Below are 18,612 nucleotides of genomic sequence, written 5' to 3'. Positions count from 1 at the left end.
GGCCGTGAACATGGGAGAGCAGATGAGTGACGCCCGTTATCCGTTCACCGCGGTCGTCGGCATGGCCGACCTGCGGCTCGGGCTGCTGTTGAACGCGGTCTCGCCGGCCGTCGGCGGTGTGCTGGTGCGCGGCGAGAAGGGCACCGCCAAGTCGACCATGGTGCGCGCCCTGGCGGGGCTGCTGCCGTCGATCGGCACGGTCGCCGACTGCCGGTTCGCCTGCGACCCGGCGGCACCGGACCCGCAGTGCCCGGACGGCGCGCACGGCGGCGCGGGTTCGCTGGAGCGGCCCGCGCACCTGGTGGAGCTGCCGGTCGGCGTCTCCGAGGACCGGATCGTCGGCTCGTTGGACCTGGAGCGGGCGCTCGCCGAGGGCGTCAAGGCGTACGAGCCGGGCCTGCTGGCCAGGGCGCACCGCGGCGTGCTGTACATCGACGAGGTCAACCTGCTGCAGGACCACCTGGTCGACCTGCTGCTGGACGCGGCGGCGATGGGCCGCTCGTACGTGGAGCGGGAGGGCGTGTCGGTGCGGCACGCCGCGCGCTTCCTGCTGGTGGGCACGATGAACCCGGAGGAGGGCGAGCTGCGGCCGCAGCTGCTCGACCGGTTCGGCCTGACGGTGGAGATCGCGGCGACCCGGGACCCGCAGGAACGGGCCGAGGTGGTGCGCCGCCGGCTGGCCTACGACGCCGACCCGGCCGGCTTCGCCGCGCGGTTCGCCGAGGACGAGCGGGCGCTCGCGATGCGGATCGCCGCCGCCCGGGAGCTGCTGCCGGAGGTGGAGCTGACGGACACGGCGCTCCGTCAGATCACCGCGGTCTGCGCGGCCTTCGAGGTGGACGGCCTGCGGGCGGACATCGTGATGGCCCGCACGGCCGTGGCGCTGGCGGCCTGGGCGGGGCGCACCGAGGTGCTGGAGGAGGACGTCCGCAAGGCCGCGCAGCTGGCGCTGCCGCACCGGCGGCGCCGCAACCCCTTCGACGCGCCCGGCCTGGACGAGGAGCAGCTGGACCGCACGCTGGAGGAGCACGCGGGCGCCGAGGAGGACGGCCCGGACGACACCGACCCGGACACCGACCCCGACGGCGGCGGCCCGGACGGCCCCGGCGGCGGCCCGCAGGACGAGGGCCCGGACGGCGGCCCGGACGGCTCGGCGGCCGCCGACCCCGCCCCGGATCCGGCCGGCGCCCCCGAGCAGGCCCCGCCGCCGCCCCGCCCCGCACCCGGCGCCGGCCGCGAGAAGGCGCCGGTCGCCAGCGCCGACCCGTACCGCACCCGGCTGTTCAAGGTGCCGGGCACCGGCCGGGGCGCCCGGGGACGGCGCTCGGCCGCGGAGACCGACGGCGGGCACACCGTGCGGGCGCGCCGCCCGCAGGGCCGCCTGGCCCGGCTGCACCTGACCGCGACGCTGCAGGCCGCCGCCCCGCACCAGGCCGCCCGCGGGCGGTCCGGGCGGGCGCTGGTGCTGGCCAGGGACGATCTGCGGGAGCAGGTGCGCCGCGGCCGGGAGTCCAATCTGGTGCTGTTCGTGGTGGACGCCTCCGGTTCGATGGCGGCCCGGCAGCGGATGGGCGCCGTCAAGGGCGCGGTGCTGTCGTTGCTGACGGACGCCTACCAGCGGCGCGACAAGATCGGCATGATCACCTTCCGCGGCACCGGCGCCGAGCTGGCCCTGCCGCCGACCTCCTCGGTGGAGGTCGGGGCGGCCCGGCTGGAGCAGCTGCCGACCGGCGGCCGGACGCCGCTGGCCGCCGGACTGCTGCGCGCCCACGAGGTGCTGCGGGTCGAGCGGATGCGCGACCCGGACCGCCGTCCGCTGCTGGTCGTCGTCACCGACGGCCGGGCCACCGGCGGCCGGGACGCCCTGGCGCAGGCCGAGCGGGCCGCGGGCCTGCTGGCCGGGCAGGGCGTGGCGAGCGTGGTGCTGGACTGCGAGTCCGGCCACGTCCGCCTCGGTCTGGCCCGCACCCTGGCGGCCCGCCTCGGCGGCCCCGCCGTCACCCTGGACGAGCTGCGCGCCGAGGGCGTGGCGGCGCTCGTCCGCGACCACCGTTCCGTCTCCACCCAGCGAAAGGCGGCCTGAGCCGTGCCCAAGGGAGTGCCCGAGAGTGTCCCCGCCGACGGACTGACGACCCGTCAGCGCCGTACCCTGCCGATCACCGCGGTGCACACCGGCCCGGGCAAGGGCAAGTCGACCGCCGCGTTCGGCATGGCGCTGCGCGCCTGGAACCAGGGCTGGCCGATCGGGGTGTTCCAGTTCGTCAAGTCCGCCAAGTGGAAGGTCGGCGAGGAGAACGCGCTGCGCGTGCTCGGCGCCTCCGGCGAGGGCGGCACGGTGGCCTGGCACAAGATGGGCGAGGGCTGGTCCTGGGTGCAGCGCGGCATGGAGTCCAGCGAGGAGGCGGCCAAGGAGGGCTGGGAGCAGGTCAAGCGCGACCTCGCCGCCGAGACCTACCGCTTCTACGTGCTGGACGAGTTCACCTACCCGATGCACTGGGGCTGGGTGGACGTGGACGAGGTGGTGTCGGTGCTGAAGGACCGCCCGGGCAGCCAGCACGTGGTGATCACCGGCCGGTACGCCAAGGATCCGCTGACCGACTTCGCCGACCTGGTCACCGAGATGACCAAGGTCAAGCACCCCATGGACGCCGGCCGCAAGGGCCAGCGCGGTATCGAGTGGTAGTCCGTTGAACATCCCCCGTCTCGTCGTCGCCGCGCCCTCCTCGGGCGCGGGCAAGACCACCGTCGCCACCGGGCTGATCGCCGCGCTCGCCGCGCGGGGCCTCGCGGTCTCCCCGCACAAGGTCGGCCCGGACTACATCGACCCGGGCTACCACGCGCTGGCCGCCGGCCGCCCGGGCCGCAACCTGGACGCGTTCATGTGCGGGGAGGACCGGGTCGCGCCGCTCTTCCTGCACGGCGCGGCCGGGGCCGACGTCGCGGTGGTCGAGGGCGTGATGGGGCTGTTCGACGGGGCGGCGGGCCGCGGCGAGCTGGCCTCCACCGCACAGGTCGCCAAGCTGCTGAAGGCGCCGGTGGTGCTGGTGGTGGACGCCTCCTCGCAGTCCCGTTCGGTGGCGGCGCTGGTGCACGGCTTCGCCTCCTGGGACCCGCAGGTGCGCCTGGCCGGGGTGATCCTCAACCGGGTCGCCTCCGACCGGCACGAGCAGCTGCTGCGCGAGGCCCTGGAGGAGGGCTCCGGGGTGCCGGTGCTCGGCTGCGTGCGGCGCACCGCCTCGGTGGCGACGCCCTCGCGCCACCTGGGCCTGGTGCCGGCCGTGGAACGCTCCGCGGACGCCCTGTGGGCGGTGCGGGACATGGGCGAGCTGGTCGCCGCCTCGGTGGACCTGGACGCGCTGCTGGCGCTGGCCCGCAGCGCCCCGCCGCTGGACGCCGGGCCGTGGTCCGCCGCCGCGGAGGTCTCCCCCGTCGCGGGCCGGCCGCGGGTCGCGCTGGCGGGCGGGGCGGCGTTCTCCTTCTCGTACGCGGAGAACGCCGAACTGCTGGCCGCGGCGGGCGCCGAGGTCGTGCCGTTCGACCCGCTGCGGGACGAGCGCCTGCCCGCCGGCACCCGCGCGCTGGTGGTCGGCGGCGGCTTCCCGGAGATGTACGTGGGTGAGCTGAGCGCCAACGCGGCGCTCCGGGCGGAGATCGCCGCGCTGGCCGCGGGCGGCGCGCCGATCGCCGCGGAGTGCGCCGGTCTGCTCTACCTGGGGCGGGAGTTGGACGGCAAGGAGATGTGCGGGGTGCTGCCGCACACGGCCCGGATGACCGAGCGGCTCACGCTGGGCTACCGGGAGGCGGTCGCGCTGACGGACGGTCCGCTGGCGGTGGCGGGCACCCGGGTGCGCGGGCACGAGTTCCACCGCACGGTCTGCGAGCCGGGCGCCGGGGAGCAGCCCGCCTGGGGCTGGCGCGGCCCGGCCGGGCCGGCCGTCGAGGGGTTCGTGCAGGGCGCGGTGCACGGCTCGTACCTGCACCTGCACTGGGCGGGGGCGCCGCAGCTCGCGGAGCGCCTCGTCCGCGCGGCGCTCTGACGCCGGGGCCGCGCCGCCGTCAGTTCGGGGCGAGCCGGAAGACCGGGTAGCCGGGGGCGATCCGCAGCAGCTCGGCGTCGGAGGCGTCCGCGTCGACGCCGTCGAAGAAGACGCCGACTTCGAACTTCCAGCGCTTGAGGTAGGCGCGGAGCACCGCGGGCTTCTCGGCGTCGGGGAGTTCGACGGCGCGGAAGGCCTCGGCGCGGCGGCCGAGCCGGAGTTCGCCGGTGCCGGCGGCGCGCAGGTTGCGCACCCACTGGGTGTGGCCGCGCGGCGCGACCAGGTAGCGCTGCCCGTCGTGGGTGAGCAGGTTGACCGGGGTGGTGCGCCACTCGCCGCTCTTGCGGCCGCGCACGGCGAGGACGCGGGAGCCCCAGAGGCTGAGGCCGGCGCGGGTGAGGGCGGCGACGGTGCGGTTGGACAGGCCCAGCAGGGCGGCGCTGATCCGGCCGGTGGGCATCACGTAGCGGCTGGCGGTGTCGGACACGGGAACTCCCGGGGCAGTGAGCGGCGGACCCTTCCGAGAGCAGTGCTCTCGTTCCTGGGCACGACTCTGCCACCGCCCCGGACCACGGTCAAGAGCAGTGCTCTCGTTTCTGTGCGGCGCTCCCGCATATGGCAGGCTGTTCCCATGACCGCCGTCAGGACCGCCCGCGAACGGGCCCGCGAGGAGCTCACCCGCGAGATCAAGCAGGAGGCCCGCAGGCAGCTCGCCTCCGAGGGCGCCCAGCGCCTGTCGCTGCGCGCCGTCGCCCGCGAGCTCGGCATGGCCTCGTCCGCGATCTACCGGTACTTCCCGAGCCGCGACGAGCTGCTCACCGCGCTGATCGTCGACGCCTACACCGACCTCGCCGACACCGCCGACGCGGCCCTGGCCGCCGCGCCGGCCGCCCCCCGCGCCCGCTGGCGGGCCCTGTGCGGCGCCGTACGGGACTGGGCGCTCGCCCACCCGCACGAGTACGCGCTGGTCTACGGCACGCCCGTGCCCGGCTACCGCGCCCCGCAGGAGACGATCGAGCCGGCCGCCCGGCTCCCGATCGCGCTGATCACGGTGGTCCGGGAGGGCCGCCCGGACGCGCCCGCACCGACCGGACCGGCCGTGCCCGCGGGGCCGCTCGGCGAGCAGCTCGCCCGGCTCCGCGCGGCGATCGCCCCCGGCCTGCCGGAAGCCGTGCTGGCCCGGGCCGCGATCGCCTGGACCCAGCTCTTCGGCATGATCGGGTTCGAGCTCTTCGGGCACCTGGTCGGATCCTTCGACCCCGCGGACGCCTTCTTCGCGCACGCCGTCGAGGAGATGGCCGACCTGGTCGGCCTGCCCGCCGAGGGCTGACGCCCCGCCGGCCGCGCCCGGCGCCGGGTCAGACCCGGGCCGGGGCGGCGCCGGCCGCCGACGGACGGCCGGGGCCGCGCAGATCGGCGACCGGGGCCGGGCTCTCCGTCCGCACGCCGCCGGGCGCGCCCCCGCCGTCGCGCTTGCCGTCGCCGGTCGCCAGGCCCAGCGCGGCCCGGACGGCTGCCGGGCGCTCGAAGCCCAGCAGCCCCTCGGCCGCGTCGAGTTCGCGCTCCAGCACCTTCGGGTCGGTGGCCGCCCCGGCCGCCTGCAGGTGCGGCAGCGCCTGCTTCAGCTCGTCCTTGAGCGCGCCGACCGGAGCGGCGGCCAGCCCGCCCCAGCTGCGCCGGCCCAGGTCGTCGACCTCCCCGCCGACCGCGGTGGAGAGCTTCTTCGCCCACTCCCGGTAGGCGGCCGGGTCGGCGGCGGGCTTCGCCTGCGGCTGCTCGTCGTACGCCCGGTCGACCCGGTGCTCGGCGCGGAGGTAGGCCATCTGCTCGTCGTTCAGCGCGTTGCGGTCCTGGCGCACCGTGCCCGTGGCCGCCGAGCTGCCGTCGGTCAGGAAGCAGGTGGCGTAGTGGTCGTCGTCGAGCGCCCAGGTCGCCGCGTCCGGGTAGAAGAAGTGGATCTCCATGTCCTCCGGGACGGCCCAGCTGTCCGGCGCGTAGTCGAAGAGCGTCTCGGCGCAGCCCTTCTTGGCGTCGGCGACGACGCCGTCCTTGCCCGGGTAGGCGGCGGCGGTGAAGCGCGGGGTGGCGTACACCTCGCCGTAGTGCGGCTCGGAGCAGTCCACCGTCTCGACGTCCGTGAGGTCCTCGCCCTTGCCGCTGCCGAGCTTGACGAAGCACTCCCCGGCGGTGAGGTCGAAGACCCCGGTGGTGGCCGTCCGGTCGGGGCCGTTCTCGTCCCGGAAGGGTGCGGTGCCCAGCGGGCCGCGGTCGTCGAGGACCACGCCCAGCACCATCAGCACGGCCAGCACGACGGCCCAGAAGCCGCCGAGCACGACACCGGCGATCGCCAGCCCGCGGCCGCGCTCGTTGCGCGCCCTGACGGTGCGCAGGGCGGCCACGCCGAAGGCGATCGCGCCGACCCACATGCAGCAGGCGATGCCGAGGACGCCCAGCACGAACGAGGTGATCGCGTAGCCGTTCCAGGCGGTCGGCGGGCCGAGCGGCGGCTGCTGCCAGCCGTACGGGCCCGCGCCGGCCCCCCAGGCGCCGCCGCCCCACGGGGCCGCGGGCGGCACGGCACCGGGCGGCACCGCGCCGGGCGGGACGGCACCGATCGGGAGGTCGCCGGGCGGCGGGGTCTGCGGCGGCGGGGCGAACGCCCGCGCCAGTGCCTCGTCCTGGGCCGGCGCGGCGTACGGGTTCGGCACGGGCGCACCGTAGGGCGGCGGCGGGGTCCGCTGCGGGTCCTGCCGGTGGTCCTTCGGCGGGGCGAAGGCCCGGGCGAAGGCGTCGTCCCGGGCCGCCCGGTCGTCCGGCTGAGGGCTGTACGGGTCGGACGGCATGCGGGCTCCCTGTGCGCTGGTGCGCGCCGGACACTGGTCGTTCGACGGCGGCGCGAATATAGCGGATCACCAGAACGCCCGTCCGACCGTATGCGGCCCCGGACGGGCCGGCCCGTGAACTCCACCTCCGCCGCCGGGCCGTCCGCCCGGCGCCGCGGCTCAGCCCAGGTCGCGGCGGTCCAGCGCGGCCAGGCCGACGGCGGCCGGCACTGCGGCGAGCGCGGTCAGCCAGAGCAGCGGGACGGCGGTGAAGGCGCCGCCCGGCAGGTGCGGGGTGTGGGTGAACGGGGAGAGGTCCAGGGCCCACTGCGGCAGGCGCAGCACGGGGCCGAGCCAGCCGATCAGCAGGAAGAACGCCAACGCGCCCCACGCCGCCGTGCTCCACCGGGGCGCCAGCCCGACCACGGCGAGCGCGACCGCCGCGACCAGCCACACCGCGGGCAGTTGGGCGAGCGCGGCGGGCACCAGCCGGGCGACGGCCCGCCCGGTGCCGCCCATCGCGGCGCCCTGGCCGAGACCGGTGAAGGCCCCGGCGACGGCCAGCAGCACGGCGCTGCCGGCCAGCGGGAAGAGCAGGTGCCCGCCGGCCCAGCGGAGCCGGGAGACGGCGGTCGCGAGGACGGGCTCGGCCCGGCCGGAGGTCTCCTCGGCGCGCAGCCGCAGCACCGCCTGCACCGCGTAGCCGGCGACGACCATGCCGAAGAGGTTGGTCATGGTGCCGAAGTAGGCGTCCAGGACGCCCTGGCGGCCGCCCAGCCGGGCGATCACGTCGGCGACCCGGGCGTTGTCGCCGACCAGGTCGACGACGCCGCGGGAGACCCCGCCGAAGACCAGTCCGGCCGCGGCGAGGCCGCCCGCCCAGCCGATCAGGGTGCCGCGGTGCAGCCGGACGGCGAGCGCGGCGGCGGTGCGCAGCCCGGGGGCGCCGGCTGCGGGGCCGGGGCGCTGCGGCAGCAGGCCGGCGCCGAGGTCGCGCCGGGCGACCAGGGCGTAGGCGGCCGCGACGGCGAGCGCGGTGCCCGCGGCCGGGAGCAGCAGTGCCCACCAGCGGTCCCCGGCGAACGGGCGGACCTGCTCGGCCCAGCCGATCGGCGAGAGCCAGCCCACCCAGGCCGGGCCCGCGTCGCCGACGGCGCGCAGCACGAAGGCCGTGCCGAGCAGGGCGCCGGCCAGGCCGTTGGCGGCACGGGCGGTGCCGGCGACCTGGGCGGTGACGGCGGCGGTGCCGGCGAAGAGCATCCCGCAGCCGCCGAGGGCGAGTCCGAAGGCGAGCGAGCCGGCGGGGGCCTCGCCGGTGGCGGCGAGGCAGCCGGCGACGAGCGCGGCGAGCACCAGGTTGGCGGTGACGGCGGCGAGCAGTGCGGCGGTGAGCGGGGCGCGGCGGCCGACCGCGCCTGCGCCGACGAGTTCGAGCCGGCCGTCCTCCTCCTCGGCCCGGGTGTGCCGGACGACCAGCAGGGTGCTCATCAGGCCGGCCAGGACGGCGCCGAAGACGCCCATCCGCCAGGCCGTCAGCCCGCCGATGGTGGACGCGTCGTGCAGGGGGCCGTACAGGGCGCGCAGCGAGGTGTTGGCGGCGATGCCGGCGGCGAAGCGGAGCCGGGCGTCCTCGGTGTCGTACAGCGAGCGGAAGGACACGGCGGTGGAGACGACCGAGGCGGCGAGCACGTACACCCAGGCGGGCAGCACGATGCGGTCGCGGCGCAGGGCGAGGCGCAGCAGGACGGGGGTGCCGGCGAGGGTGTTCACCGGGTCACCGCCGGGTCGGGCGACCGGTCGCCGCCGTCCGGGATGCCGGGCTGTTCGTAGTGGCGCAGGAACAGCTCCTCCAGCGTGGGCGGCCGGCTGGTGAGGCTGCGCACGCCGACGGCGGTGAGGGCGCGCAGCACCTCGTCGAGCCGGTCCGCGTCGACCTGGCAGCGCACCCGCCGGCCGTCGGTGACGAGGTCGTGCACACCCGTCAGCTCGGGCGGCGGGCCGGCGAGTTCGGCGTCGATCGCGGTGCGGGTGAGGTGCCGCAGCTCGGCCAGGGTGCCGGTCTCCACGGTGCGGCCGGCGCGGATGATGCTGACGCGGTCGCAGAGCGCCTCGACCTCGGACAGGATGTGGCTGGAGAGCAGCACGGTGCGGCCGCGGTCGCGCTCCTCGGCGACGCAGGTGCGGAAGACCTCCTCCATGAGCGGGTCGAGGCCGGAGGTGGGCTCGTCCAGGACGAGCAGTTCGGCGTCGGAGGCGAGGGCGGCGACCAGGGCGACCTTCTGGCGGTTGCCCTTGGAGTAGGTGCGGCCCTTCTTGGTGGGGTCGAGTTCGAAGCGTTCCAGCAGGTCGGCGCGGCGGGCGGGGTCGAGGCCGCCGCGGAGCCGGCCGAGCAGGTCGATGGCCTCGCCGCCGGAGAGGTTCCGCCAGAGGGTGACGTCGCCGGGCACGTAGGCGAGGCGGCGGTGCAGGTCGACGGCGTCCCGCCAGGGGTCGCCGTCCAGCAGCCGGACGGTGCCGGCGTCGGCGCGCAGCAGGCCGAGCAGGACGCGGATCGTCGTCGACTTGCCGGAGCCGTTCGGGCCGAGGAAGCCGTGCACCTCGCCGCGTGCGACGGTGAGGTCCAACCCGTCCAGGGCGCGCGTCCGGCCGAAGTCCTTGACCAGGCCGGTCACCGAGATGGCGGTCGTCATGGCTCGACGGTACTCTCGATTCACAGATTCGTGAAGTTCATGAATTCAGTGGATTTCCGCAAGGGCCGACCGGTCCCCGATGATGGTCCGGACGGTCGTGGCACGGGGCGGGAGGCGTGGTGGAACGGGACGGCGCGGCGGTCGGGGCCTTCGTGGAGCGCTTCGCCGCGGTGATGGCCGACGCCGGCTTCCCGCGGATGCCCGCCCGGGTCTTCACCGCCCTGCTCGCCAGCGACTCCGGCCGGCTGACGGCCGCCGAACTCGCCGACACCCTGCGGATCAGCCCGGCCGCGGTGTCCGGCGCGGTGCGCTTCCTCGGCCAGGTCAACCTGGTCACCCGGGAACGCGAGGCGGGCTCCCGCCGGGACCACTACCGGGTGCACGACGACGCCTGGTACGAGGCCTCCGTCCACCGCGACCGGGAGCTCGTCCGCTGGGAGTCGAGCCTGCGCGAGGGCATCGAGGCGCTCGGCCCCGACACCCCGGCCGGGGCCCGGCTGGCCGAATCGCTGGCCTTCTTCGGCTTCATGCGCGAGGAGCTGCCCGCCCTGCTCGGCCGCTGGCACGACCGGCGCGAGCAACTGCGCACGGAACCGACGCGGCCTCAGGACGCCGGCACCCGCTGACGCGGGCTCAGGACGCCAGCAGCGCGTCCAGGTAGCGGGCGGCCTCGGCCCTCAGCTCCTGCGGCCCCGGCACGCCGAGGGCGCGGCCCGCACCGGCCGCGGTGTGGAAGACGACGCCCTCGCACCAGCGGACCAGCCGCCGGGCGTCCCCCGCCGGGTCGCGCGAGCCGGCGGCGGCCAGCACGGCAGCGGCGGTCTCCGCGAAGCCCGCGCCCAGGCGGTCGTAGACGGCCCGCAGTTCGGGGCGACGGGTGGCCTCCAGGGCGAGTTCCAGCCGGGCCAGGGTGAGCGGCAGGCCGACGGTCAGCGCGGCGTGCACCCCGAGGGCGACCCCGTCGAGCAGCAGCTCGCGCGGCGGCCGCCTCGGGTCGGCGGTCGCCGATCCGTACCCCGCGGCCTCCAGGTCGGCGATCCGGGTGAGGGCGAGCGCCAGCAGGGCCGCGCGGGTGCGGGCGTGGTTGGAGGTGGAGCCGGCCGGCAGTCCGGCCGCCTCGTCGACGGCGCGGTGGGTGAGGCCGCGCAGCCCGCGTTCGGCGATCAGGGCGATGGCGGTGTCGGCGATCAGGGCGGCGCGCGGCGTACTCATGGCACCGATCATCCCGCGTCCGACCGGAACTACAGATGTAGTGAGGAGTGGAGTACGGTGACACTACAGACGTAGTAACCCCGGGAGGTCCGCCGTGCAGCAGAAGGCCGTCGTCATCGGTGCGGGCATCGGAGGGCTGGCCACGGCGCTCGCCCTGCACCTCCGCGGCTGGCAGGTCACGGTGCACGAGCGCGCCGCCTCGCTCGACCCCGTGGGCTCCGGCCTCGGCATCGCCCCGAACGCCCTGCGCGCCCTCGACGTGCTCGGCGCCGGCGACGAGGTCCGCGCCCTGGCCGAGCTGCACGGCGAGGCCGCCCTGCGCCGCCCCTCCGGCCGCCGGCTCGCCGCCGCCGGCCAGGAGGCGATCGCCCGCGCCTACGGCGACCCCGTGGTCGCCGTGCACCGCGCCGACCTCGTCGCCGCCCTGCACCGGCGGCTTCCGCCCGGCACCGTCCGCACCGGCTCCCCCGCCTCGCTCGCCGACCCCGGCGACGCCCGCCGGCCCGCCCGGGTCACGGCCGGCGGCACCGAGGGCGAGGCCGACCTGGTGGTGGCCGCCGACGGGCTGCGCTCCGCCGCCCGCGCGCTGCTGCTGCCCGGACACCCCGGCCCGCGCTACTCCGGCTTCACCACCTGGCGCACCGTCGTCCCCGACCCCGGCCGTCCGGTGCCGGCCGGCGAGACCTGGGGCCGCGGCGCGCTCACCGGCGTCATCCCGCTCACCGGCGGCCGGGTCTACCTCTACGCCGCCGCGCTCACCCCGCCCGGCGGCCGGGCCGCGGACGGCGACGAACGCGCCGAACTGCTGCGCCGGTACGGCGGTTGGCACCGGGGGCTGGTCGACCTGCTGCACTCCGCCGACCCGGCCGCCGTGCTGCGGCACGACGTGTGGGAGCTCGCCGACCCGCTGCCCGCCCTGCACGGCGGCCGGGTCGCCCTGCTCGGCGACGCCGCCCACGCCATGACGCCCTTCCAGGGGCAGGGCGCCTGCCAGGCGCTGGAGGACGCCGTCGTCCTCGCGCACGCACTCGCCGGGGCGGACGTCACCGGCGCCCTCGCCGCCTACACCGCGGCCCGGCTGCCCCGCACCACCGCCGTCACCGCCGGCTCACGCCGGGTCGGCCGGCTGGTCGGGCTGCGGGCCGCCCCCGCGGTCGCCCTGCGGGACACCCTCCTCGCGGCGGCCGGCCGGCTGCCCGAACGGACGGCCGTCCGGGCCGCGGCGTCGCTGCTGGACTGGCGGCCGCCGGCGGAGCGGACGGCCCGCCCGGCGGCCGGTCAGCCGAGGTAGGCCGGGGCCACCGCGGAGCGGGTGAGGACGGCCGGGCTGCCGGAGCCGTCGGCCGGGACGGTCCAGAGGTCGGCCCCGTAGTCCCCGGCCAGGGCGTACACCAGGGTGCGGCCGTCGGCCCACAGCGCCTGGTCGTCGATGTTGCGCTGCTCGGCGGTGGCGGTCTCGGTCATGGTGGCGAGGTCGAGCACGTACAGCCGCCACGGCGCGTCCGGGGAGGCGCCGGCCACCCGCTTCTTGTAGGCGACCCGGGTGCCGTCCGGCGAGAGCGAGGGGCACTCGACGTTCTGGTGCAGGGTGGTGAGCGTCCGGGCGCCGAGGTCGCCGCGCACGAGGTAGGTCCTCCCGCCGGTGGCGACGGTGGCGTAGAAGCCGTTGTCGTCGGCGAAGGTGACGCCCCAGACGTTGGTGTCGGGAGACTTCAGCGGCTTGCCGCCGTCCAGGACGGTGAAGGTCTCCAGGTTGTCGTGGAGGGTCCAGCCGCGGGTGTCGACGATCGAGGTCCGGGTGGAGAAGTCGGTGCCCGCGTACGAGTCGCCGCTGACGAAGACCGTCCAGGCGGCCAGGTGTCCGGAGGGCGACACCCGGGAGCGGGTGGGGATGCCCGCCGCCGGGTACCGCTTGAGCTCGTGCAGGCCCGCGTCGAGGACGACCGCCCAGTAGCGGTCGCCCAGTCCTTCCTGCTCGCCCTGCAGGCAGATGCCGGTGCCCGCGGCGGCGTGGAAGCGCAGGCACCTGAGGCCGGAGGCGGTCCGCGGGCCGTCCGGCCGGTCCGCGGGCACCGCGGTGATCTCGTCGCGGTGCGGCCCCCAGGCGGTGGAGCGGAACAGCAGCCGGCGGGGCCCGTCCGGGGCGAGCGGGACGGGGCCGGGGGTGATCACGGGACCGCCCGCCTGCTCCTGGTCCTTGCGGCCGGAGCGGTCGGCGGCGTGCAGCACCGCCACCGTGCCGACCGCCCCGAGCAGGAGGACGGCGGCCAGCAGGGTCAGCAGGCGGGCGGTGCGCGTCATGCAGGGTGCTCCTCGGTGGTGCGGGTGTCGGCTGGTGAGTCGGGGGTGCGGATCAGCAGGAAGGCGGCACCGGCGGCCACGGCCAGCCCCGCGGCGGCGACCGCCAGCACCGGCTGCCCGCCCCAGAGGGTCCAGCCGGCGCCGAACGCCAGCGAGCAGCCGAAGCGGGCCAGCGCCTGCCCGGTGCCCACCAGGGCGAGCCCGGCGCCCTGCTGCTCGGCGGGCACGGTCGCGGAGGCGGCCGCGGCCAGCACGCCGTCGGTCGCCGCGTAGAACGAACCGTGCAGCAGCAACACGACCGGCGCCGCCCACCAGGCGTGCAACGGGGCGAGCAGCAGCCCGTACCCGGCGAGCAGCACCAGGTGGCCGAGCAGGAAGAGCCGGCGGCGGCCGATCCGGTCCGCGGCCGCGCCGAAGGGCACGGCCAGCAGCAGGAAGGCGGCCGCGGTGCCGAGCGGCAGCAGCGGGAAGAGGTGCGCCGGCAGGTCGAGCCGGCGCTGCAGCAGCAGGTACAGGAAGGAGTCGCTGACGGTGGTCAGACCGAGCAGGACGGCGGCCAGGGTGAGCCGCCGCAGCGCGGGCAGCCGCAGCAGGGCCAGCGAGTCGCGCAGGGCGGGGCGCGGCCCGTCGGCGGGGGCGGCGGTGGCGGTGCGGCCGGGGACGAAGAGCAGCAGCACCAGCACGCCGAGCGCGGCGACGCACGCGGAGACGGCGAAGACCGCGTCGTAGCCGTCGGCGGCGAACCGGAGCAGGGCGAAGGCGACCAGCGGGCCGAGCAGCGCGCCGGTGGTGTCCATGGCGCGGTGCACGCCGAACGCCCGCCCGCGGTGCTCGGGCGCGGTGGACAGTGAGATCAGGGCGTCGCGCGGGGCGGTGCGCAGTCCCTTGCCGGTGCGGTCGACCGCCAGCACCGCGCTGATCAGCGGCAGGGTGTGGGCGAGCAGCAGCAGCGGCTTGCAGACCGCGGACAGGCCGTAGCCGATCGCGGCGACGGCCTTGTGCCTGCCCCGGCCGCCGTCCGCGGCGTGCCCGCCGACCAGCCGGACGAGGGCGCCGACACCGTTGTTGATGCCGTCGAGCAGGCCGAAGCCGAGCGGGGAGAGCCCGAGTCCGGCGACCACGTACAGCGGCAGCACCGCGCTGACCATCTCCGAGGAGACGTCGGTGATCAGGCTGACCGCGCCGAGGGCCAGGACGGTGCCGGGCACCGCGGCGGCGCGCCGCCCCGGGCGGATGCCCGGGACGGCGGCCGGATCGGTGCTGCTCGCGGCGCTGTCGGCGTCGCCGCTGCCGGCCGCGGTGCGGCCGGCCCCGGTGGCGGTGGCCTTGGTGCTGCGGGAGTCCGCGAGGTACACGGGCGTCAGTTCCAGATGCCGGTGATGTCGGAGGCGGTCGCGGCGTTGCCCGCGTGGCTGGTCAGGCCGGCCAGGTCCTCCAGGGTGCGCAGCGTGTTGTAGTGGTTGTAGGTGGTGGCGGTGGAGCTGCCCGCGGCGACGTGCTCGCCGTAGAGGATCGTCGGGATGCGGTTGCCGGAGAGCTTGTTGTCCTCGTCGAAGGTCACCACGAGCATGCTGTTGTGGGTCTTCGCCCAGGTCGCGTAGGCGCCCAGGTTGTTCTGGATCCAGGTGTCGCCGGTGGAGACCGAGCAGTCGTGCATGTCGTTGCACAGGTTCGGGACCACGAACGACACCTTGGGCAGGGTGGTGTAGTCGGTCGGGAACTGGGTCATCGTCTTCGCCGTCGAGGTCGGCACGTTGGAGAAGCCGAACCACGGGTTGTGCTTCTGGGCGTACTTGCCCGAGCTGCTGGAGCAGACGGTCGAACCCTGGCTGGGCAGGCCCTCGTTGTAGCTCGCCCAGGTCTTGCCTGCGGCGATCAGCTCGGAGGCGAGGTTCGGCGCCGAGATCGAGCCGACGGTGACGCAGCTGTCGTCGGTGCGGCCCTGGTTGGAGCCGGAGAACAGCTGGTAGTAGTTGGGCTCGCTGGGGTGGGTGAGGCCGTAGGACTGGGTCAGGTTGGCCCCGCCCGCCTTCAGCGTGTTGTTCAGGTACGGCGCGCTGGAGCTGCCGATGACCTGCGAGTAGGCGTGGTTCTCCATCACCACGACCACGACGTGGTCGGGGGTCGGGAGGGTGGCGGCCTGGGCGGTGGCGCCGGTGGCGGCCCAGATGCCGAGCGATCCGGCGGCCATCGCGACGGCTCCGGCGAGGGCGGTGAAGGTGCGCCGGTTGCGCTTCGGGGTCCGAGCGGCGGTCATGCTGTCCTCCGTACGAGGGGCGGCAGTTGAGGGTGGTGCGAGGCAGTGCTGGCTGCGACCGGTCGAGCGGCCAAACCCTAGGCGGGGGCCGGTGGCCGGGGCCGCGCCGCGGAAGTGAAGAACGGAAGAACAGCACCCGACGCCGGTACGTTCCATCTCACACCCGCCACGATTGACCCGCCCGTCGCGCCCGTGGTGGGATTTCCGGCAGGTCACGGGGGTTGCGGAGGCACGGTGGTGGAGCTGCACGGCCCGCTGGTCGCCGGTGTCGGCGCCCGCCCCGGCACCCCCGCGGACGAGGTCCTGCGCCTGCTCGACGAAGCACTGGCCACCGCGGGCCTCGACCGCACGGAGCTCGTGCTGCTCACCACCGTCGACGCGAGGGCCGCCGAACCCGGCCTGCGCGGAGCCGCCCGGATCCTCGGCGTCCCGCTGACCGCACACCCGGCGGCCGTGCTCGCCGCGGTGCCCGTGCCGAACCCCTCCGCGGCCGTCCGCGCCGCCCTCGGCACCCCCGGCGTCGCCGAGGCCGCCGCCCTGGCAGAGGCTCCCGGCGGGCGCCTGGTGGTGCCCAAGACGGCCTCCCGGACGGCCACGGTCGCGATCGCCCGCCGCGCCCCCGCCCCGGACGAGCCGCTGCGCCCGGGCAGCCCCTACCGCCCCGCGACCCCTCGGGAGACCACCGCGATGAGCACCGACTTCGACCTCCGGCACCACGGCGACGCGGAGGTCCGCGCCGCCGGCCTGGTCGACCTCGCCGTCAACGTCCGCACCGGCACCCCGCCCGGCTGGCTGCGCGACCGGCTCGCCGCCACCCTCGGCGACCTCGCCGCCTACCCGGACCAGGCCGCCGCCCGCGCCGCCGTCGCCGCCCGGCACGGCCGGCCGGCCGGCGAGGTGCTGCTCACCGCCGGCGCCGCCGAGGCCTTCGTGCTGCTCGCCCGGGTCGTGGCGGCCCGTCACGTCTGCGTGGTGCACCCGCAGTTCACCGAACCGGAGGCCGCGCTGCGGGACGCCGGGCACACCGTGCACCGGGCGGTGCTGCGCGCCGAGGACGGCTTCCGGCTGACGCCCGGCGCGGTGCCCGAGGAGGCCGACCTGGTGGTGATCGGCAACCCCACCAACCCGACCTCCGTGCTGCACCCCGCCGCGGACGTCGCCGCGCTCGCCCGCCCCGGCCGCACCCTGGTGGTCGACGAAGCCTTCATGGACACCGTCCCGGGCGAGAGCGCCGCCCTCGCCGACGTGCGCGGCCTGCCGGGCCGGGTGGTCGTGCTGCGCAGCCTCACCAAGACCTGGGGCCTGGCCGGGCTGCGGATCGGCTACGTGCTCGGCCCGGCGGAGCTGATCGCCGAACTCGCCGCCGCCCAGCCGCTCTGGCCGGTCTCCACCCCGGCGCTGGCGGCCGCCGAGGTCTGCTCGGCACCGGCCGCACTCGCCGAGGCCGAGGAGGCCGCCCACGAGCTGGCCGCGCACCGGGCGCACCTGCTGGCGGGCCTGCGCGGCGTTCCCGGCGTGCGGGTGCACGGCACCCCCGCGTCCTCGTTCCTGCTGGTGGAGCTGGACGGTGCGGCCGCGGTGCGGGAGCGGCTGCGGGAGGCCGGGTTCGCGGTGCGGCGCGGCGACACCTTCCCCGGCCTGGGGCCGGACTGGCTGCGGATCGCCGTCCGCGACCCGGCCACCGGCGACCGTTTCCTCGCCGCGCTGGCCGCCGCCGTCGGCGCCCCGCCCGCCCGCCCGGTCACCGCAGGCTGACGGCGTCCCCGCGGCGGACGGTGCCACCCGCCAGCACCCGCGCGTACACCCCGGCGCAGGGCATCGGGCCCGTGCCGGGCAGCGGCTCCACCCGGTTGAGCCGGGCGGCCGCGCGCAGCGCCCCGAGGTCGCGCGGCAGCGCGCCGTGCGCCAGGGTCGGGACGGCGCAGCGCGGGGTCGCCGCCAGCACCTCCAGCCGGACGCCGTCGCCGATCCGCAGCTCGCGGCCGACCCAGCCGTTCTCCGGGAAACCGCTCCGCCCCGGGGTGTCGACCACCAGGTTGGGCCGGTAGCGGGCCGCCGCGACCGGCCCGCCGGTCCCGGCGCCTTCACCGAGGGCCGCCAGGGCCGCGGTGCTGACCAGGTGGACGGGCGCGAAGTCGAAGAACGTCCCGGGCGGCGCCGCACTGCCGAGGGCGTGGACGGTGGACGGCACCTCGGCGTCCGCGCCGCGGTCGAGCACCTCCTCGGGGACGCTGCGCTCCAGCTCGGCGCCGGGCGGCGGCACGTCGACCGCCCGTACCTCCCGGCCGAGCAGTGCGGTGAGCCCCGCCTCGTCCAACTCCCGTCCGTCGGCGGCGAGCAGGCGGATCCCGTGCGGGGTGGTGCGGGCGGTGACGGTCAGCAGGGCGCGCCACAGCCGCGGGTTCTTGGCACTGACCACGCGGCCGGTGGCGGTGTCGAGCAGGGCGCGGACCCGGTCGCCGTCGAGGCCGCGCCAGGTGATCCGCGCGTGGGCGATCTCCTCGCCGAGCGCGGACTTCAGGGGGTGGCGGTGCAGGCTGCGCACCGTCCCGGCGGTCACCGGCCGGCCGCCGGGAGCTGCTCGGCCCAGTGGGCGAGGGCCGCGAAGTCCGCGGCCCGCAGGCCGTGCCGGTGGTCGATCAGCAGGGTCAGCGCCGGGGCGGGGTGGTGGGCGGCGATCCAGGCGGTGTCCTGCGGTTCGATCTCGTCGTCCACCCAGGCGAACGGCCGTCCGGCGGCCCACTCGGTCAGGTACCGGGTCTTCCAGTGCAGTCCGTCGGGGTCGCCGTGGTGCATCCGCGGCCAGCGGACGAAGGGCAGCCGGGGCAGGCCGATCGGCGGCCCGATCCACTCGTTGGCCTCGTCCTGCCAGGTGGTGCACCAGACGAGCCGGTACGGCAGGGCGAGCAGGGCCGGTCCGTGCCCGGGGTGCAGCCACAACCGCAGCGGCTTCACCCGGGCCGGCGGTGTGTCGCGGTGCCGTTCCAGCCAGGAGGCGGGCTTCACCCGGTGGGTGAGGTAGCCCTCGGGCCGTCGTTGCGGCTTCGCCCGGTACGGGTTGAGCGGCCCGTCCACGTCCAGCAGCAGCAACGACCGCCCGTCGTCGTCCGGTCGCTCCACGACCCCTCCCCCCGTACCGCGGTGTCCGCCGCATTGTCGTCGGGGGCGGTGCCGCCGGGCCACCGGGTTTCGGCGGGCACGCCGCGGGGCGCGGACAAGACCAGGAGGTAGAGCTTCGCCCACACCCGCGCGGCGGTCCACTCCGCGAACCGGCGGTGCGCGGTCGGCCCGGA

General features: G+C 76.8%; 17 protein-coding genes. 7 read left to right on the top strand and 10 right to left on the bottom strand.

Translation table 11 applies throughout. The features are described 5' to 3' along the window. The first annotated feature begins 22 nt into the window (after window positions 1–22). The 3 genes from AB0442_RS32350 to AB0442_RS32340 are packed head-to-tail and all read left to right on the top strand — an operon-like array spanning window position 23 to window position 4,037. The gene (locus AB0442_RS32350; RefSeq protein ID WP_366167173.1) at window positions 23–2,083 is read left to right on the top strand and encodes a putative cobaltochelatase; all 2,061 of its coding nucleotides are present in this window, start codon (window positions 23–25) and stop codon (window positions 2,081–2,083) included. A 3-nt stretch (window positions 2,084–2,086) separates the two neighbouring features. After that, window positions 2,087–2,683 (top strand): cob(I)yrinic acid a,c-diamide adenosyltransferase, encoded by a 597-nt coding sequence (gene cobO, locus AB0442_RS32345; RefSeq protein WP_366167172.1) that lies wholly within the window; start codon window positions 2,087–2,089, stop codon window positions 2,681–2,683. A 4-nt stretch (window positions 2,684–2,687) separates the two neighbouring features. Continuing rightward, window positions 2,688–4,037 (top strand): cobyrinate a,c-diamide synthase, encoded by a 1,350-nt coding sequence (locus AB0442_RS32340; RefSeq protein ID WP_366167171.1) that lies wholly within the window; start codon window positions 2,688–2,690, stop codon window positions 4,035–4,037. 19 nt (window positions 4,038–4,056) lie between these two features. Here the strand turns inward: AB0442_RS32340 and AB0442_RS32335 are convergent, their stop codons facing one another. Then, window positions 4,057–4,497: a nitroreductase family deazaflavin-dependent oxidoreductase gene (locus AB0442_RS32335; RefSeq protein ID WP_366167185.1), complete on the bottom strand. Its 441-nt coding sequence runs from the start codon at window positions 4,495–4,497 to the stop codon at window positions 4,057–4,059. A 171-nt stretch (window positions 4,498–4,668) separates the two neighbouring features. Between AB0442_RS32335 and AB0442_RS32330 the strand changes: the two genes are divergently transcribed. Then, on the top strand, window positions 4,669–5,367 hold the full coding sequence (locus AB0442_RS32330; protein WP_366167170.1) for a TetR/AcrR family transcriptional regulator: 699 nt from the start codon (window positions 4,669–4,671) through the stop codon (window positions 5,365–5,367). A gap of 28 nt (window positions 5,368–5,395) precedes the next feature. Here the strand turns inward: AB0442_RS32330 and AB0442_RS32325 are convergent, their stop codons facing one another. From AB0442_RS32325 to AB0442_RS32315, 3 genes are all read right to left on the bottom strand, one after another. Further along, window positions 5,396–6,880 (bottom strand): DUF4190 domain-containing protein, encoded by a 1,485-nt coding sequence (locus AB0442_RS32325; RefSeq protein WP_366167169.1) that lies wholly within the window; start codon window positions 6,878–6,880, stop codon window positions 5,396–5,398. Window positions 6,881–7,039: 159 nt separating this feature from the next. Further along, window positions 7,040–8,629: an ABC transporter permease gene (locus tag AB0442_RS32320; protein ID WP_366167168.1), complete on the bottom strand. Its 1,590-nt coding sequence runs from the start codon at window positions 8,627–8,629 to the stop codon at window positions 7,040–7,042. Continuing rightward, window positions 8,626–9,549: an ABC transporter ATP-binding protein gene (locus AB0442_RS32315; RefSeq protein ID WP_366167167.1), complete on the bottom strand. Its 924-nt coding sequence runs from the start codon at window positions 9,547–9,549 to the stop codon at window positions 8,626–8,628. The genes AB0442_RS32320 and AB0442_RS32315 overlap by 4 nt, the downstream gene beginning before the upstream one ends. A 173-nt stretch (window positions 9,550–9,722) precedes the next feature. On the opposite strand from AB0442_RS32315, the gene AB0442_RS32310 reads away from it, so the two are divergent. Beyond that, the gene (locus AB0442_RS32310; RefSeq protein WP_366167184.1) at window positions 9,723–10,175 is read left to right on the top strand and encodes a MarR family transcriptional regulator; all 453 of its coding nucleotides are present in this window, start codon (window positions 9,723–9,725) and stop codon (window positions 10,173–10,175) included. A gap of 7 nt (window positions 10,176–10,182) precedes the next feature. Here the strand turns inward: AB0442_RS32310 and AB0442_RS32305 are convergent, their stop codons facing one another. Next, window positions 10,183–10,761: a TetR/AcrR family transcriptional regulator gene (locus AB0442_RS32305; protein ID WP_366167166.1), complete on the bottom strand. Its 579-nt coding sequence runs from the start codon at window positions 10,759–10,761 to the stop codon at window positions 10,183–10,185. A gap of 94 nt (window positions 10,762–10,855) precedes the next feature. Here AB0442_RS32305 and AB0442_RS32300 point away from each other — a divergent pair, with 94 nt between their 5' ends. After that, window positions 10,856–12,052 carry an FAD-dependent monooxygenase gene (locus tag AB0442_RS32300; protein ID WP_366167165.1) on the top strand — a complete coding sequence of 399 codons (1,197 nt, stop codon included), beginning with the start codon at window positions 10,856–10,858 and terminating at the stop codon, window positions 12,050–12,052. Here AB0442_RS32300 and AB0442_RS32295 read toward each other — a convergent pair. The 3 genes from AB0442_RS32295 to AB0442_RS32285 form a co-directional block, all read right to left on the bottom strand. Then, window positions 12,040–13,062, bottom strand: a complete 1,023-nt coding sequence (locus AB0442_RS32295; RefSeq protein ID WP_366167164.1) for a TolB-like translocation protein — start codon at window positions 13,060–13,062, stop codon at window positions 12,040–12,042. The genes AB0442_RS32300 and AB0442_RS32295 overlap by 13 nt on opposite strands. Beyond that, window positions 13,059–14,297, bottom strand: a complete 1,239-nt coding sequence (locus AB0442_RS32290) for an MFS transporter (protein ID WP_366167183.1) — start codon at window positions 14,295–14,297, stop codon at window positions 13,059–13,061. Before AB0442_RS32290 ends, AB0442_RS32295 begins: the two co-directional genes overlap by 4 nt. 125 nt (window positions 14,298–14,422) lie before the next feature. Continuing rightward, the gene (locus tag AB0442_RS32285) at window positions 14,423–15,319 is read right to left on the bottom strand and encodes an alkaline phosphatase family protein (protein WP_366167163.1); all 897 of its coding nucleotides are present in this window, start codon (window positions 15,317–15,319) and stop codon (window positions 14,423–14,425) included. A 234-nt stretch (window positions 15,320–15,553) separates the two neighbouring features. Here AB0442_RS32285 and cobC point away from each other — a divergent pair, with 234 nt between their 5' ends. Then, entirely contained in the window at window positions 15,554–17,074 is a 1,521-nt protein-coding gene (gene cobC / locus AB0442_RS32280; RefSeq protein WP_366167162.1) for an Rv2231c family pyridoxal phosphate-dependent protein CobC, read from the top strand. Here the strand turns inward: cobC and AB0442_RS32275 are convergent. Beyond that, entirely contained in the window at window positions 17,061–17,864 is an 804-nt protein-coding gene (locus tag AB0442_RS32275) for an MOSC domain-containing protein (protein WP_366167161.1), read from the bottom strand. The genes cobC and AB0442_RS32275 overlap by 14 nt on opposite strands. A gap of 11 nt (window positions 17,865–17,875) precedes the next feature. Beyond that, window positions 17,876–18,439: a hypothetical protein gene (locus AB0442_RS32270; RefSeq protein ID WP_366167160.1), complete on the bottom strand. Its 564-nt coding sequence runs from the start codon at window positions 18,437–18,439 to the stop codon at window positions 17,876–17,878. Window positions 18,440–18,612: the final 173 nt, after the last annotated feature.

This window comes from Kitasatospora sp. NPDC085895 (assembly GCF_040702125.1).
Taxonomy (GTDB): domain Bacteria; phylum Actinomycetota; class Actinomycetes; order Streptomycetales; family Streptomycetaceae; genus Kitasatospora; species Kitasatospora arboriphila.
Note: the sequence above shows the minus strand (reverse complement) of the source record. Positions and strands in the feature narration are given on the sequence as shown.

What these genes read in the sequence shown, in the direction of transcription:
- AB0442_RS32350 (WP_366167173.1), top strand. Translation starts at nt 23, where the DNA reads ATGAGTGACGCCCGTTATCCGTTCACCGCGGTCGTCGGCATGGCCGAC.
- AB0442_RS32335 (WP_366167185.1), bottom strand. Translation starts at nt 4,497, where the DNA reads ATGCCCACCGGCCGGATCAGCGCCGCCCTGCTGGGCCTGTCCAACCGC.
- AB0442_RS32330 (WP_366167170.1), top strand. Translation starts at nt 4,669, where the DNA reads ATGACCGCCGTCAGGACCGCCCGCGAACGGGCCCGCGAGGAGCTCACC.
- AB0442_RS32325 (WP_366167169.1), bottom strand. Translation starts at nt 6,880, where the DNA reads ATGCCGTCCGACCCGTACAGCCCTCAGCCGGACGACCGGGCGGCCCGG.
- AB0442_RS32315 (WP_366167167.1), bottom strand. Translation starts at nt 9,549, where the DNA reads ATGACGACCGCCATCTCGGTGACCGGCCTGGTCAAGGACTTCGGCCGG.
- AB0442_RS32310 (WP_366167184.1), top strand. Translation starts at nt 9,723, where the DNA reads ATGGCCGACGCCGGCTTCCCGCGGATGCCCGCCCGGGTCTTCACCGCC.
- AB0442_RS32305 (WP_366167166.1), bottom strand. Translation starts at nt 10,761, where the DNA reads ATGAGTACGCCGCGCGCCGCCCTGATCGCCGACACCGCCATCGCCCTG.
- AB0442_RS32295 (WP_366167164.1), bottom strand. Translation starts at nt 13,062, where the DNA reads ATGACGCGCACCGCCCGCCTGCTGACCCTGCTGGCCGCCGTCCTCCTG.
- AB0442_RS32285 (WP_366167163.1), bottom strand. Translation starts at nt 15,319, where the DNA reads ATGACCGCCGCTCGGACCCCGAAGCGCAACCGGCGCACCTTCACCGCC.